This window comes from Bradyrhizobium sp. HKCCYLS3077 (assembly GCF_051167555.1).
Classification (GTDB): domain Bacteria; phylum Pseudomonadota; class Alphaproteobacteria; order Rhizobiales; family Xanthobacteraceae; genus Bradyrhizobium.
Window position 1 is genome coordinate 430,682 of sequence record NZ_JBNPTH010000004.1, and the last position, 14,141, is coordinate 444,822.

Consider the following 14,141-nt stretch of genomic DNA (forward strand, 5'->3'; position numbering starts at 1 on the left):
CCCCTGAAAACCGATCTTGGCGGGGCCAAACACCTGCGGTCCGATGCATGACGGTGTATCCGCATGGATACAGCGTCGTACGGGATGTGATCAGCTCGTCAGGAACGAGGCTTGCCGGAACCAAGCTGATGATCATTCCACCGACAACGATGTCGGAACAGAAGGAGATGCAAGAATGGCGAGAGACAATCTGGCGCGGGTGCAGCCCGTCGAGGACATCCGCAGCCACATCGCCCCCGCTGCCGCGACCGAAGAAGTCCTGATCCACGTCCGCTTCTTCCCGAACTCCGACATCAACATGATCGGCGAGAAACCCGCCGGCCTCACCGCCAACCAATGGTACGAGCGGCTGCTCGACGTGGCCCGTCCGCACTATCAAACGTTTGCCGGCGGCCGCGGCTTCTTCCGCATTCCCCGCCCCTGCTTCGAGGCGATCCTCAAGGATGTCGCGGCCTGAGTCCGGCCGATGCTGTTCGGCTGAGGCAGTTGGCGTCCTCTTCTGCGTCAGTCCTGTCGACCGCGGTGCGCCGGGTGCGCCGCGGTCGCTGGCGTTCCATGGTCATGTCTGACGGAGCACGCGCATGAGCGAGGAGATCTTCAGGGACATCCAGCAGGTGTTCAGCGGCATTGTCGCCGCGACCTACGCATCGCCCCATCTGGCGGATGCGCTCGCCGACCGCGCATTCGATCTGTTCGAAGCCAACATCGATGCCCAGACGGCGCATCTGCCGGCGCTCGCCTGTGCCAAGGGCTGCCCGTCGTGCTGTGCGCTGCGCGTGACGGCGACGGCGCCCGAGATCTTCCTGCTGGCGCGCTATATCCGCCAGATCGATGCGCGGATGCCGGGGACGGCGCTCGGCTCGCTGTCGCGCCGCGTCAAGCTCGCCAACCGCGCAACACGCGGATTGGACGAAGCCGAGCGCATGCGGCTGCGCCAGCCCTGCCCGTTCGTCGTGCGCGGCGGCTGCATCATCCATGCCGTACGCCCGCTGGCCTGCCGCGGCCACGCCTCGTTCGACCGGCGCGCCTGCGCCCAAGCCATGGCCGGGCGCGATGTCGACGTCCCGGTCTCTGGCCCGCATGTCGCGCTGCGCAGCCTGGTGCAGGATGCGCTGAGGGCCGCGCTCGACGGTACCGGACTTGCCTCCGACCTTTACGAGCTGAACCAGGGACTCGCCTTGGCGCTCGCGGATCCCGATCGGGAGACCGCGTGGCGAAACGGGCAGGACAGCCTGGCGCCGGCGCGGATCGGCCCGCCATATGCCGCGCCTAGCAACGCGGTGCTGTGGAGCCGGGCCTCCGCTCAGGACGCTGCAGTCCGCGACGACGTTTAGGACGACATCGCGTTCAGCCCGTCACGGCTTCAGGATCGACGCGCCGGTGGTGGCGCGGCTCTCGAGGTCAGTGTGGGCTCGCGCGGCATCCTTCAGCGCATAGGCGTGATTGATCGGCACGTGCAGCTTGCCGCTGATCACAGCCGAGAACAGCGTGTCGGCGCCCTCCAGCAGCTCCGAGCGCTTGCCGATGTAATCGTTCAGCTTCGGCCGGGTCGCGAACAGCGAGCCATGGCTGTTCAGCTCGGCGATCGAGAACGGCGGCACCGGTCCGGAGGCATTGCCGAAGCTGACGAACAGGCCGCGCGGCTTGAGGCAGGACAGCGAGCCCGGAAAGGTCGACTTGCCGACGCCGTCATAGACGACGTCGCAGCCTTCGCCGCGGCTGATCTGCTTCACCCGCGCGACGAAGTCCTCCTCGTTGTAGAGGATGACGTGATCGCAGCCATTGGCGAGCGCGAGATCCGCCTTGGCCTTGGAGCCGACGGTGCCGATGACATGGGCGCCGAGCGCGCGGGCCCATTGGCAGGCCAGCAGGCCGATGCCGCCGGCGGCGGCGTGAATCAGCACGCGGTGATGCGGTTCGACCTTGAAGGTCTTGTGCAGCAGGTACCACACCGTCAGTCCCTTGAGCATCAGCACCGCGCCCTGCTCATAGGTGATGTGGTCGGGCAGCTTGACCAGGCGTTGCCATCCGATGTTGCGCTCGGTGGCGTAGCCGCCGAGGTTCTCGTAATAGGCGACGCGGTCGCCGGGATGGAAGTGCGTCACGCCCGGTCCGACCGCGATTACCTCGCCGGCCGCCTCGTTGCCAGCGACGAACGGCAGGCCCGGCGCCTTGTACAGGCCGGTGCGATAGTAGACGTCGATGAAGTTCAGGCCGATCGCATGCTGGCGGATGCGGACCTCGCCGGGACCGGGCGCGGCCAGTTCGACCGGCTCATAGACGAGCGCCTCGGGGCCCCCCACCTTGTGCACGCGCACCGCCTTGGCCATCGGGCTACCCTCCTTTGCAGAACCTCGCATGGCCGGATCTGACAATCCGGTCCAGCAACCTCGGACAATTACCTGATTCTCATCGAACATCCGGCGGCGTCGAACGCGCCGGCTCGCGGCCGCCGGAAAAGCGAAGGCGATCAGGACGGGCTTGTCAACTCGGCCGTCGTCAGGCCTCGCGCTTCCTGCGGTTGCGCGAGGCCATCACGTTGAAGGCCTCCACCGCGAGCGCGAAGGCGATGGCGAAGTAGATGTAGCCGCGCGGGATATGGAACTCGAAGCCGTCGGCGACCAGCGCGACGCCGATCAGCACCAGGAAGGCAAGCGCCAGCATCTTGGTGGTCGGGTGGTTGGCCACGAAGCGTGAGACGGGTCCAGAGGACACGTACATGATGATGACCGCGATGATGACCGCGGCGATCATGATTTCCAAGTCCTGGGCCATGCCGATCGCGGTGATGATCGAGTCCAGCGAGAACACGAGGTCAATGACGATGATCTGCACGATCACCCAGAAGAAGCTGCTGCGGCCGTCGCCTGCATGCGGCCCATCGCCCTCGCGGGCCTCCACCTCGGCGTGGATCTCATGCGTCGCCTTGGCGATCAGGAACAGACCGCCCGCGATCAGGATGATGTCGCGCCAGGAAAAGCCGAGGCCGCCGATCGTGAACACCGGCTGCGTCAGCCCGATCAGCCAGACCAGCACGCTGAGCAGCATGATGCGGAAGATCAGCGCCAGCGCGAGCCCGATCTGGCGGGCGCGCGTCGACTGCGGCTCGGGGATGCGCGCGGTGATCACCGACAGGAAGATGACGTTGTCGATGCCGAGAACGATTTCGAGCGCGGTCAGCGTGAGCAACGCGGCCCAGGCTTCGGGACTGGTCAGAAGGTCGATCATGCTTTCAAGGATCTCAACAGACGGATCGCGGAGTCACTCGCGACGATATAGAGGCCGATCGCGCACAACAGCGTCGTGACGATCGGACCCGCGGCGAAATTCTTGCTCAACGCATCGATCACCAGCACGCCCCACAGCACCACCAGCGGCAGCGTCAGCCAGCGCAGCCGGCGCACGCGGACGGGATGGATGACGTGGAACGGCGCGAAGGTCAGCGCGATGAGGAGCGCGAGACCGAGCGTGGCGAGCAGCGGCGTCGGATGCAGCAGGAACAAATAGAACGCGGCGATGTTCCACAGACCCGGAAAGCCGCGGAAATGATTGTCGGCGCTCTTCATGCGGCGGTCGGCGAAATACAGCGCGCCGCTGACGGCGACGCCGACCCCGATGACCGGGGCCGCCAGCGGCAACAGCATGCCGCTCGCCGTGATCGCATAGGCCGGCACGAAGACATAGGTGGTGAAGTCCACCACGAGATCGAGCACGTCGCCCGACCAGTCCGGCTGGACATTCACCACATCGAGCCAGCGGGCCAGCGGACCGTCGACGCCGTCGATGATCAGCGCCACGCCGAGCCACCAGAACATCGCGGTCCAATGCTCGCGCACAGCCTCCAACATCGCGAGCAGCGCCACGCCGGCGCCGAGCGCCGTGAAGACGTGCACCGATAACGCGGCGGCCCGATGCAACGGCGTGGCGCTCGCAGCGCTGTGGGGCTTCAACTGATCCATGCTGCGTCAGTGCTACCAGGAATCGGAGCGAATTGCATATCGTCGCTTGCGGCGATGCGCCGCGCAGGCCGGCCGCATCACTCTTGAAAAAGCGCGGTGGGAACGTCAAATGTTCCATCATGAGCAGCACAGACGGAAGCTTCGATGTCATCGTGGTCGGCGGCGGCCCGGCCGGGCTTGCGGCGGCCATCGCCCTCGCGCAGGCCGGCGCGCGCACGGCGCTGGTGGCCCGCAAGGCGCCCTATGCCGACAATCGCACCACGGCCTTGCTCGGCGGCTCCGTCGATTTTCTGGACGATATTGGTGTCTGGAACGCGTGCCGGGACCGCGCCGCCGGCTTGAGGACGATGCGGCTGGTGGATGATACCGGCCGGTTGATCCGCGCGCCGGAAGTGCGCTTCGTCGCCGATGAGATCGGGCTCGAATTGTTCGGCTACAACATCGCCAATGCCGTCCTGGTCGAGGCGCTCGAGCAGCGCGCCGGCGAGATCGAAGGCCTCGTGCGGATCGCCGAAGATGCCGACAGCGTCCGCAGCGACGCCGAAGCCGTGACCGTCACGACGGCGTCGGGCCATGCGCTGACTGCGCAGCTCGTGGTCGGCGCCGATGGCCGCCATTCGCTGTGCCGCGAGGCGGCCGGCATCGGCGTGAGCCGCCGCACGCTGCAACAGTCGGCGCTGACCTTCAACATCACCCATGCGCGACCGCACCACAACGTCTCGACCGAATTCCATACGCCGCAGGGACCTTGCGTGTTCGTCCCCCTGCCCGGCGACCGCTGCAGCGTGGTCTGGGTCGCCGTGCCCAAGGAGGCCGAGCGGCTCCATGCCCTCGACGATGACGCGCTCTCGGCGGCTGCGGAGCGTCAGTCGCACTCGATCTTCGGCCGCGTGCATGTCGAGCCCGGCCGACACCTGTTTCCGCTCGCGATCGAGCGGCCACAGCGCTACGCGCAGAACCGCATTGCCCTGATCGGCGAGGCCGCCCATGTGGTGCCGCCGATCGGCGCGCAGGGCCTCAATCTCGGGCTGCGCGACGGCATCGACATCGCCGACGTCGTCAGCAAGGCCAAGGCGGCCGGCGAGGATCTCGGCGCGCCCCAGGTGATCTCACGCTATGGCTCGGCCCGACGCGCCGACATCCTGAGCCGCACCTTCGCGATCGACATGGCCAACCGCTCTTTGCTCAGCGATCTCCTGCCGATGCAGTCGCTGCGCGCGGTCGGCATGCACCTGATGGGGGGCATCGGCCCGCTGCGGCGGCTGGCGATGCGCGAAGGGCTCGCGCCCTCCTGGCGCAGCTCGCGCCGCGCCGGCTGAGCCCGATCAGGGAAACACCAGCCGGCCGCTCTGGATCAGCCACATCACGCTGGTCAGCGTCACCACCGAGGCGAAGGTGCCGATCAGCACCGCCGACGAGGCCGGCTCGATCCAGCTGTCGTTCTGGCGCGCGATGACGAATACATTGAGCGCCGGCGGCAGCGCGGCCATCAGCACCGCGGTCGCGGCCCATGGCTGCGCGAACGGCCCGAACAGCAGCATCAGGCCGAACGAGATCAGCGGGTGGATCACGAGCTTCACCACCGTGAGGACCGGCACTTCCCAGGGCAGCCGCTCGAACGGCCGCAGCGCCACGGTGACACCCAGCGCGAACAGCGCGGTCGGCGCCGCGGCATTCTGCAGGAACTGCAGCGTGCGATCGAGCACGGTCGGCGGATGGATTTGAAGCGCCGCCGCAACGATGCCCGCGGCGGTCGCCATGATCAGCGGGTTCTGCAGGATCTGCAGCAGCACGGTGCGCAGGGCATGCCCGACCGAGGCATGGTCCCGTTCGGTCAGTTCCACCAGCAGCGGCACGATCGTGAACAGGAAGATGCTGTCGCAACAGAAGATCAGAGCGGTCGGCGCCGCCGCCTTGGCCCCGAGCACGGACAGCGCCAGACCCGGGCCCATATAGCCGATATTGCCATAGCCGCCGGCGAGACCGGCCATGGTCGCTTCGCGGAGCGACAGCCGGCCGATGACCTTCCCGAGCAGCAGCGCCAGCGCAAAGGTCAGCATCGTCGCGAGCGTGGTTGCAACCAGGAATGGCGGGTTGCTCAGCTCGGCAAACGGGGTCCGCGCGATGAGGTTGAACATCAGCGCCGGCAGCGACACGTAGAGCAGGAAGAAGTTCATCCAGGCGAGCCCGGATTCCGGCAGCCTCCGCCATTTACCGCAGGCGAAGCCTATGAAAACGACGCCGAAATACGGCAGGGCCAGATTGAGAATGTCGAACATGGCGCTCGGGGGGCGGCCCGCCAGGGCCTGGAATGCGGGGGCGTCAGCTCACGACGCGAATCGGCAATCTCTAGATTAAATCCGCGTATCGGGCACTAGCATCGCTCCCCGTCCTGGTCTATTCGACTAGAATGATCAAAGCGCGAACTGCCAAGTTTCAGATCGGCCAGATCGTCCGGCACCGAGTGTTCTCGTTCCGGGGCGTGATCTTCGACATCGACCCCGAGTTCAACAACACCGAGGAGTGGTGGCTGTCGATCCCCGAAGAGGTCCGGCCGCATAAGGACCAGCCGTTCTACCATCTGCTCGCCGAGAACGCCGAATCCGAATACGTCGCCTACGTGTCCGAGCAGAACCTCGTCCCCGACGAGTCCGGCGAACCGATCCGGCATTCCCAGGTGGCCGAGATCTTCGTCAAGGACAAAGCGGGCGGCTATCGTCCTCGCAATCCCCTGCTGAACTGAGGACGGTCCGCGGTCGAGCTTGACCTGCCTGCCCTGCCCTCGACGCACATTCGCTGGCATCAACAAAAAAGGCGCTCCGACCGGAGCGCCTTTTGATTTGATGGAGTGTCGCGGCAGCGCTTACTGCTTCGCCTGCGGCTGAGAGCCTTGCGTCTGCTCGAGCTTCTTGCGCTGCTCCTCGGCGCGCTTCTGCAGCTCTTCCTGCAGCTTCTTCTGCGTCTCTTCGAACTGCTTCGGATCGGTCGGCGGGCCGTCATAGGCCTTGGCGAAGCTGCTGTTGCCTTCCTGCAGCGGCAGCGGCAACGTCAGCGCGGTGCCGTTCGAGTTGATCGCCTGCACGTACAGGGTCTGGCCCTTCTTCAGGCTGTTCACGAAATCAGGCGTCGCTTCGTAGTCCGACATGCAGCCGTTCTGGAAGCAGATGACGTACTTGCCTTCCATGAACTGATTGTTGTCGATCACGATGCGGGTGCCGGGCTGCAGCTGCATGCCGAGCGGCAGGGTCACGCGCAGGATCTTCTTCGGCTCACCTTCCGGCTCGATGATCACGGCAGCAACCACCGGCTGACCGGACTCGATGCGGCCGTCCTTGCCGATGAAGCAGACCTGCTTGGCGTTGGCGTCCTGGCCCTTCAGGCAGAACTTGGTCCAGGGCGCGTAGATCAGCTGCGGCATCTCCTGCTGCTGCTGGGCCTGCTGCTGGCCCGCCGCCGGAGGCGCGCCGGCAGGAGCCTGCGCGGCCGGAGCGGGAGCCTTGGGAGCGGCAGCCGGAGCTTTCGCCTTGGGCGCGGCGGGCGGCTGGGCCTGCGACTGCGCCTCGGAGGCGAACGAAACGGCCAGCGCGGTGACCGCCAGCAGGGCGACGAGCCGCCCACGCGGCCCAACCGACGAGGCCAAGTCACGGAAATTCATTGCGGAAAACCCTTTCTGAACGGCAGCGCCCGAGACCGCCAAAGGCGCCAACCAAGCCGTCGAAGCGGCTGTCTCCTCAGGAAATGAGGCGGTTAAGTGACAGGCGTTGCCGCCGTAACTCAATCGCCCGCCTTCTTAACGCGGTATGCGGAAGAATCAATGCCGCGAGACCGTGTCGCGGCTGCGGTCTAGCGCTGGCGAGGCTGTGGTAAAAGCCCCTCGTGAGCTGTTCCGAATCAAATGCTTGCGCCTTCGTCCTGATGCTGCAGCGCAGGTTGAGCGTGGCTGCGTGCACAAGCGCGCTGATCCTGGCGCTGTTGCCGCCGATCTACACTTCCAAGGCAAACGCGGCCGAAACTGCGGCGATCGCCATGCACGGCGACCCGGCCCTGCCGGCCGGCTTCGATCACATGCCCTATGCGAACCCGGATGCGCCGAAGGGCGGCCGCCTGGTGTGGGGGCTGCTCGGCACGTTCGATAGCCTGAACCCGTTCATCGTGCGCGGCATTGCAGTGCAGCAAATTCGGTCCCATGTGGTCGAGAGCCTGCTGACGCGCGGCAATGACGAGGCGTTCACGCTCTATGGCCTGCTGGCCAGGAGCGTCGAAACCGACGAGCGCAGGACGTTCATCACCTTCCGCATCGACCCCCGCGCCCGCTTCTCCGATGGCCGGCCGGTGACCGCCGAGGATGTCGCGTTCTCCTTCGCGCTGCTGCGCGATCACGGCCGTCCCAACCACCGGCAGTTCTATTCCAAGGTGGCGCGGGCGGATGTGCTCGATCCGCTGACGATCCGGTTCGACTTCGGCGGCAGCGAAGATCGCGAACTGCCGCTGATCCTGGGGCTGATGCCGATCCTGCCGAAGCACGCCACCGACGTCGCGAGCTTCGAGGAGACGACGATGGCGCCGCCGATCGGGTCCGGCCCCTATCGCGTCACGGCAGTGCAGCCGGGATCGAGCGTCACCCTGACCCGCGATCCGGACTATTGGGGTCGCGATCTGCCGGTCAATCGCGGCTTGTGGAACTTCGACGAGGTCCGGCTCGATTATTACCGCGAATCGAACGGCCAATTCGAAGCCTTCAAGCGCGGGCTCTACGACTTTCGCATCGAGACCGAGCCGTTGCGCTGGCACGACGGCTACGATTTCCCGGCGGCGCGCAACGGCGAGGTCATCCGCGACAGCATCACCTCCGGCACGCCGCAGCCCTCGCAGTTCCTGGTGTTCAACACGCGCCGGCCGGTGTTCGCCGATGTCAGGGTCCGCCGGGCCTTGACCTTGCTGTTCGACTTCGAGTGGATCAATCGCAACTACTTCTTCGGCCTGTACCGCCGCAGCGGCGGCTATTTCGCAGGCTCCGAGCTATCGGCCTATGGCCGCCCCGCCGAAGCCGCCGAGCGCGAGCTTCTCAAGCCCTTCGCCGCGCAAATCCCGGCCGACATCATGGACGGCAGCTATCGCCTGCCGGTCACCGACGGCTCGGGGCGCGACCGCGCGACGCTGAAGGCGGCGCTCGATCTGCTGGCTGAGGCCGGCTACGGCCTCGACGGCACGGTGTTGCGGCACCGGACGACGCGCGCGCCGCTCGCCTTCGAGATCCTGGTGACGACCCGCGACCAGGAACGCATCGCGCTCGCCTATGCCGGCAGCCTCAAGCGCGCCGGCATCGCGGCTTCGATCCGGGTCGTCGATCCCGTGCAATTCGACCAGCGCCGCCTGAGCTTCGAGTTCGACATGATCCAGAACCGCTGGGACCAGTCGCTGTCGCCCGGCAATGAGCAGGCGTTCTACTGGGGCAGCGAGGCCGCCGACCGGACCGGAACACGGAACTACATGGGCGCCAAGGACCCGGCGATCGACGCGATGATCGCGGCGCTGTTGCGGGCCCGCGACAGGCCCGAATTTATCTCGACGGTTCGCGCGTTGGACCGTACCCTGATGGCGGGGTTCTACGCTATTCCAGTGCTCAATGCCGCCGAGGAATGGATCGCTCGGTGGAATCGTATAGAACGGCCCAAGAGGACAGCCTTGACGGGAGCGCTCCCGGAGAGCTGGTGGCAGCGGCCGGAGCCGGCAACCAAATGACCAACCGGGGCAGTTGGTCGGCCGGGTCCGTGAAAGTACGGGGCAACAGGTGAATCAGGCCAATACGTCGCCGACGCTCGACGCGTTGTTTCAACGCATCCTGGCGCGCAAGCCGGATGCGGTGGCGTTGATCGATCCGATCAACAAGCAGCGCGTCACCGGCCGGCCTCCGATGCGCCTGAGCTATGCGGAAGCCGATCGCGTCATCTCGGCGCTCGCGGCGCATTTCATCGACGCCGGCCTGCCCGCGCATTCGGTCATCGCGGTTCAACTGCCCAACACCATCGAGTTCGTGCTCACGGTTCTGGCCGCGCATCGCGCCGGTCTGGTGGTGGCCGTGTTTCCGCTGTTGTGGCGGCAGTCGGAGCTGGTGGCGGCGCTGAACCGCACCAGTGCCCGGGCGATCGTGACGATGGCCAAGATCGACGGCGTCGTCCATGCCGACCTGGCGATGAACGCTGCGGCCGAAGCCTTCTCTATCCGCCATGTCTGCGGTTTCGGCAACGACCTGCCGGAGGGCATGTACTCGCTCGACCAGTCGATCGCCAAACCGTCGCGGTCGACGCGCGGACTGATGCCGGATGGCCGCAAGGCCGCGATCGTCTCCTTCGATGTCACCCCGGACGGCTTCCGCGCCGTGCCACGGACCCATCTCAGCCTCATCGCCGGCGGTCTCGCGGTTTCGCTCGAGAGCGATCTGCCGCAGGGCGTGAACATGATGTCGGCGTTCCTGCCGTCATCCTTTGCCGGCCTCGCCGCCTCCGTCGTCACGTGGTTGCTGTCCGGCGGCAGCCTCGCGCTGCATCACCCGTTCGATTCCGAGGCGATGGAGCAGCAGCTCCAGCAGCTCGGCTGCGACACGCTGATCGTTCCCGCCCAGCTCGCCCTGCGGCTCGACGAGGGCGAACTTGCCGTCCGGCTGCCCAATCTGCGCTACGTGCTCGGCATGTGGCGCGCGCCGGAGCAGGTGGCGTCGAGCCCGTCGTGGAAGACGCGCGACATCGAAATGACCGATGTCTATCTGTTCGGCGAAGCCGGCCTGTTCGCAATTCGGCGCACGTCGGCCGATGGCAGCCCGGGGCCGGTGAAGCCGGGACGCCAAGGGGCTCCGCGCGAACAGGCGGGATCGTCGATCGCCGGCGAGATCCTGGTCACGCCCAAGGGCACGCTGGGCCTGCGCGGACCGATGGTCGTGGTTGCCGCCTATGCGCCGCCGCCCCCGCCGAGCGACTCGCTGATGCCGGCGCCGCCGCGCGATTTCGTCGACACCGAATATGCCGTCCGGCTCGATCGCGCCCATGACACGATCTCGATCACCGCGCCGCCGGCCGGCGTGATGGCTGTCGGCGGCTACCGCTTCCTCGCGCAGGACCTGCACGAATGGTCGCGCCGCCTTGGCCAGGGCGCGCTGCTGACCGCCCTGCCCGACCGGCTCAGCGGCCACCGCCTCGCAGGGCGTGCGATGGACAATGCCCGCGCCCGCGAAGCCCTGGCCGAGCTCGGACTCAACCCGCTGATGGTCGAGGCCTTCCGCGACCGAGCCAGCTCGGGCGGCTGAAACTGCCGTCCGGGCAAATGCGGAACCGGCGTCTCTGGAACAGGATTGACGCCGCGTTAACGGGAGATACCTAGGATCGCGACGTATCGTCCGCGTATCCTGAGTTCTCCTTGATGTCCCAACAAGGCCTGCTTCTCATCGTCTCCCAGTCCACGCGGCCTTCGCTGACGGCGGCACTCGCGGCAGCGCAAATTCTCCCCACCGCCGAAGCCCGCTGGGGCGATGCGTCCGGCGCGATCGCCCGGATGCAACCCGCGGCCGTGCTTGCTGTCATCGACGGTGCCGACGAGGCCGACATCGCAGCGCTGTCGCGCCATGTCAGTGCGCGAGGACCCTATATTCCGATGATCGCGATCGATCCTGGCGATACCGTGCTGCCCGACAACGCGATTCCTCTGCACGGCAGCGACAATCACGAGCGGCTGCTGGCGCGGCTGCGCGCGGCGCTGCGCATCCGCACGCTGCACACGATGGTGCTGCGCCGGCTCGACGAGAAGAAGTCGCCGGACGCTGTGCTGCCCGACACCGATCCGCTCAATGACGCGACCGTGCTGCTGCTCGGCCGCGGCGCCTCGATGCCCGGATTGTCCGTCGCGCTCGGCGAGCGCATGGCCGTGGTCGGCGCGCTCAGCATCGAGGCCGCCGCCAAGCATCTGTCGAGCCGCGACATCGACGGCATCGTGCTCGGCGAAGGGTTTTCGCCGCGGGTGGTCGATGCCTTCCTCGCGGTGCTCGCCGAGGACACCCGCTTCCGCAATCTCGGCGTCGTCGTCACCGCCAACCAGCCGGCGCCGTTCCAGGAGCTCGCCAATCTCGAGATCATCGCCGGCGATCCACAGCGCATCGCGGCGCATGCGCTGCCGCTGATCCGCCAGCATGCCTTCGAGAGCCGCCTCAATCGCACCCTGCGCGCGATCGAAGCCGGCGGCATGCTCGATCCGCAAACGGGCCTTCTCACCCGCAACGCCTTCGCGCGCGATTTCGCCACCGCCGTCAGCCAGACCCAGAAGAGCGGCGGCAGCCTGGCCGTCGCCCGCTTCGCCTTCGACCCGGTCAACCCGCGCGCGCAATATGACGGCGCCCGCATCATCAGCCGACTGATGCGCCGGATGGATTTCGGCACCCACGAGGACAACGGCTCCGTCGTCGTCGTGTTCGCCGAGACCGACCTGCGCTCCGCCCATGCCATCGCCCGCCGCCTCTCCAGCGTGATGCGCCACACTTCGCACGGCAAGCGCGACACGCGCTCGGAGCCATCGATCACCGTCGCAGCGCTGCAGCCGAACGACACCGCGCGGACGCTGCTGGCCCGCGTCTACGGCGAGGCCCAACGCGCGGCGTCGTAGGTTTGAGGCGCCGCTCCTAGCCCCACGTCATTGCGAGCGCAGCGAAGCAATCCAGGGGCGTCAACGGGACTCTGGATTGCTTCGCTGCGCTCGCAATGACGCTTGGAGTTATCAGCTCGCGTCTACCCAATGATGCTGGACCGTAGGGTGGGCAAAGGCGCATGCACGGTCTCGCCACAGACGAGCTATCAGATAGCGCCGTGCCCACCATCTCACGACGCGCCATGCCGCACGACAGTGGGCACGCTGCCGCCTGACGGCGGCCGCTTTGCCCATCCTACGGACTCACAACAAAGCCAAACCATCTTCCTCAATCAGGCAACCGGCTCTCCACAGCCAGCATGTATCGCTCCCGATAATCGACGGCGAGCCGAAGCCGACCTCCACCGACGAAACCATTTCTGCACGCCTCTCGCCAGGATTCGAACTCCCTGCGCTTCCCGGCCGCAACCAGACTGGCCGCGACAGCCGTCTCGGCCATCTCGAGCCGCGACTCCGCCATGGGCTTCATCGCAGCTTTGCTGAAGACATCGACGTCGCAATATGGGTGAAAGTCCGGAACGACCTTTTGCAGCAGGGTGTTGACGACGCTTGCGACATGACGACGGACGGCGTCGGGCTCCGGGGGGTAAAACCTGACATGGTCTGATTTGTGATCATTGACGCCGCAGAGTGAAGCGATGGGATAAAGCTGGGTCTGCGCCTTGCGGATCTCGGGCACGTCGGGACCATAGGGCGATGGCGGCCGGAGGTCGCGTAGCATCTCCTCGGCCTTTGGCCAGCGAAAGCGCGTTGTCCATGTCACGACCAGCTCGCCGCTTCGCTGGATGTGAAAGCCGAACTCCGCCTCGAGACTGATCTCGGAGCCACGGCAAAGCTCCACGATGAGGCGGCGCGTCGTTCTGCCTTCTACGACCGTTCCCGTGACTGCGAGTCCACGCTGCTCAACCGTGGCCGCAAGGAAAGCCATGAGTTCTTTGACGAGAGACAGCATCGCATTGCCCGGATATGAGGAGTCCTTGCGCGAAAGATAGGCGAAGTCCTGTGGAACTGTCGAGCGACGGGACCGAATTGCAGCCCATGCTATCAGCTCGCGTCTCTCGGACGGCGTAAAGTGGCCGTCATGAGTTCTCGCGCATTCACGTGCGCGCTCTTCGTCCCGAGGGCGGTCCGGGTGGGCAAAGGCGCATGCACGGTCTCGCCACTTGCGAGCTATGAGATGGCGCCGTGCCCACCATCTTCCGGCACCGCACGCCGCACAACGGTGGGCACGCTGCCGCCTTACGGCGGCCGCTTTGCCCATCCTACGGACCGTTTTCCCTGATCACGATCTCAGCCCAATACGTGCATGTTGAGATCGCGCATTTGCCCAACTCGTCTGCTGCAATCGACGATCGCTCGAGGCATCCAACGAAGCGGAGCATGCGTCATGCAGAACCGGCAATCCTGCGAGGAGACTGATTGGGTCAGCGTCGTGGCGATCGTGTCCGTGTTTCTGATCGCCAGCCTCGCCTTGCATTTCGGCTGGCAACTTCG

General features: G+C 66.3%; 13 protein-coding genes. 7 read left to right on the forward strand and 6 right to left on the reverse strand.

Annotated elements, in window-relative coordinates; translation table 11 throughout:
- The first annotated feature begins 175 nt into the window (after positions 1–175).
- A complete protein-coding gene (locus ACQR0Z_RS18145) occupies positions 176–457 on the forward strand; it encodes a hypothetical protein (RefSeq protein ID WP_434860773.1) in 282 nt (93 codons plus the stop codon).
- A 124-nt stretch (positions 458–581) separates the two neighbouring features.
- Complete coding sequence (locus ACQR0Z_RS18150; protein WP_434919557.1) at positions 582–1,334, forward strand: YkgJ family cysteine cluster protein; 753 nt, start codon at positions 582–584, stop codon at positions 1,332–1,334.
- Positions 1,335–1,355: 21 nt separating this feature from the next.
- Here ACQR0Z_RS18150 and ACQR0Z_RS18155 read toward each other — a convergent pair whose 3' ends face one another.
- The 3 genes from ACQR0Z_RS18155 to pcsA all read right to left on the reverse strand — a co-directional run bounded on the left by ACQR0Z_RS18155 (position 1,356) and on the right by pcsA (position 3,959).
- Positions 1,356–2,330, reverse strand: coding sequence for a quinone oxidoreductase family protein (locus ACQR0Z_RS18155; RefSeq protein WP_434919558.1), 975 nt, complete (start codon positions 2,328–2,330; stop codon positions 1,356–1,358).
- Between the two features lie 169 nt (positions 2,331–2,499).
- Positions 2,500–3,228 carry a TerC family protein gene (locus ACQR0Z_RS18160; RefSeq protein ID WP_434860776.1) on the reverse strand — a complete coding sequence of 243 codons (729 nt, stop codon included), beginning with the start codon at positions 3,226–3,228 and terminating at the stop codon, positions 2,500–2,502.
- Positions 3,225–3,959: a phosphatidylcholine synthase gene (gene pcsA / locus ACQR0Z_RS18165; RefSeq protein ID WP_434919559.1), complete on the reverse strand. Its 735-nt coding sequence runs from the start codon at positions 3,957–3,959 to the stop codon at positions 3,225–3,227. The genes ACQR0Z_RS18160 and pcsA overlap by 4 nt, the downstream gene beginning before the upstream one ends.
- A 119-nt stretch (positions 3,960–4,078) precedes the next feature.
- On the opposite strand from pcsA, the gene ACQR0Z_RS18170 reads away from it, so the two are divergent.
- Positions 4,079–5,278 carry a UbiH/UbiF family hydroxylase gene (locus ACQR0Z_RS18170; protein WP_434919560.1) on the forward strand — a complete coding sequence of 400 codons (1,200 nt, stop codon included), beginning with the start codon at positions 4,079–4,081 and terminating at the stop codon, positions 5,276–5,278.
- A 6-nt stretch (positions 5,279–5,284) separates the two neighbouring features.
- On the opposite strand, the gene ACQR0Z_RS18175 is transcribed toward ACQR0Z_RS18170, so the two are convergent.
- Positions 5,285–6,238, reverse strand: a complete 954-nt coding sequence (locus ACQR0Z_RS18175; RefSeq protein WP_434875996.1) for an AEC family transporter — start codon at positions 6,236–6,238, stop codon at positions 5,285–5,287.
- Between the two features lie 131 nt (positions 6,239–6,369).
- On the opposite strand from ACQR0Z_RS18175, the gene hspQ reads away from it, so the two are divergent.
- Positions 6,370–6,702 carry a heat shock protein HspQ gene (gene hspQ, locus ACQR0Z_RS18180; RefSeq protein WP_434860780.1) on the forward strand — a complete coding sequence of 111 codons (333 nt, stop codon included), beginning with the start codon at positions 6,370–6,372 and terminating at the stop codon, positions 6,700–6,702.
- Positions 6,703–6,822: 120 nt separating this feature from the next.
- On the opposite strand, the gene ACQR0Z_RS18185 is transcribed toward hspQ, so the two are convergent.
- The gene (locus ACQR0Z_RS18185; protein ID WP_434875995.1) at positions 6,823–7,614 is read right to left on the reverse strand and encodes an invasion associated locus B family protein; all 792 of its coding nucleotides are present in this window, start codon (positions 7,612–7,614) and stop codon (positions 6,823–6,825) included.
- 260 nt (positions 7,615–7,874) lie between these two features.
- Between ACQR0Z_RS18185 and ACQR0Z_RS18190 the strand changes: the two genes are divergently transcribed.
- The 3 genes from ACQR0Z_RS18190 (at position 7,875) to ACQR0Z_RS18200 (ending at position 12,605) form a co-directional block, all read left to right on the forward strand.
- Positions 7,875–9,701 (forward strand): extracellular solute-binding protein, encoded by a 1,827-nt coding sequence (locus ACQR0Z_RS18190; protein WP_434919802.1) that lies wholly within the window; start codon positions 7,875–7,877, stop codon positions 9,699–9,701.
- A gap of 49 nt (positions 9,702–9,750) precedes the next feature.
- On the forward strand, positions 9,751–11,259 hold the full coding sequence (locus tag ACQR0Z_RS18195; protein ID WP_434919561.1) for an AMP-binding protein: 1,509 nt from the start codon (positions 9,751–9,753) through the stop codon (positions 11,257–11,259).
- A 113-nt stretch (positions 11,260–11,372) separates the two neighbouring features.
- Positions 11,373–12,605: a GGDEF domain-containing protein gene (locus ACQR0Z_RS18200; RefSeq protein WP_434919803.1), complete on the forward strand. Its 1,233-nt coding sequence runs from the start codon at positions 11,373–11,375 to the stop codon at positions 12,603–12,605.
- Between the two features lie 310 nt (positions 12,606–12,915).
- Here the strand turns inward: ACQR0Z_RS18200 and ACQR0Z_RS18205 are convergent, their stop codons facing one another.
- The gene (locus ACQR0Z_RS18205) at positions 12,916–13,599 is read right to left on the reverse strand and encodes a hypothetical protein (protein WP_434919562.1); all 684 of its coding nucleotides are present in this window, start codon (positions 13,597–13,599) and stop codon (positions 12,916–12,918) included.
- Positions 13,600–14,141 lie beyond the last annotated feature (542 nt).

What these genes read in the sequence shown, in the direction of transcription:
- ACQR0Z_RS18145 (WP_434860773.1), top strand. Translation starts at nt 176, where the DNA reads ATGGCGAGAGACAATCTGGCGCGGGTGCAGCCCGTCGAGGACATCCGC.
- ACQR0Z_RS18150 (WP_434919557.1), top strand. Translation starts at nt 582, where the DNA reads ATGAGCGAGGAGATCTTCAGGGACATCCAGCAGGTGTTCAGCGGCATT.
- ACQR0Z_RS18155 (WP_434919558.1), bottom strand. Translation starts at nt 2,330, where the DNA reads ATGGCCAAGGCGGTGCGCGTGCACAAGGTGGGGGGCCCCGAGGCGCTC.
- ACQR0Z_RS18160 (WP_434860776.1), bottom strand. Translation starts at nt 3,228, where the DNA reads ATGATCGACCTTCTGACCAGTCCCGAAGCCTGGGCCGCGTTGCTCACG.
- pcsA (WP_434919559.1), bottom strand. Translation starts at nt 3,959, where the DNA reads ATGGATCAGTTGAAGCCCCACAGCGCTGCGAGCGCCACGCCGTTGCAT.
- ACQR0Z_RS18170 (WP_434919560.1), top strand. Translation starts at nt 4,079, where the DNA reads ATGAGCAGCACAGACGGAAGCTTCGATGTCATCGTGGTCGGCGGCGGC.
- ACQR0Z_RS18175 (WP_434875996.1), bottom strand. Translation starts at nt 6,238, where the DNA reads ATGTTCGACATTCTCAATCTGGCCCTGCCGTATTTCGGCGTCGTTTTC.
- hspQ (WP_434860780.1), top strand. Translation starts at nt 6,370, where the DNA reads ATGATCAAAGCGCGAACTGCCAAGTTTCAGATCGGCCAGATCGTCCGG.
- ACQR0Z_RS18185 (WP_434875995.1), bottom strand. Translation starts at nt 7,614, where the DNA reads ATGAATTTCCGTGACTTGGCCTCGTCGGTTGGGCCGCGTGGGCGGCTC.
- ACQR0Z_RS18190 (WP_434919802.1), top strand. Translation starts at nt 7,875, where the DNA reads ATGCTGCAGCGCAGGTTGAGCGTGGCTGCGTGCACAAGCGCGCTGATC.
- ACQR0Z_RS18200 (WP_434919803.1), top strand. Translation starts at nt 11,373, where the DNA reads ATGTCCCAACAAGGCCTGCTTCTCATCGTCTCCCAGTCCACGCGGCCT.
- ACQR0Z_RS18205 (WP_434919562.1), bottom strand. Translation starts at nt 13,599, where the DNA reads ATGCTGTCTCTCGTCAAAGAACTCATGGCTTTCCTTGCGGCCACGGTT.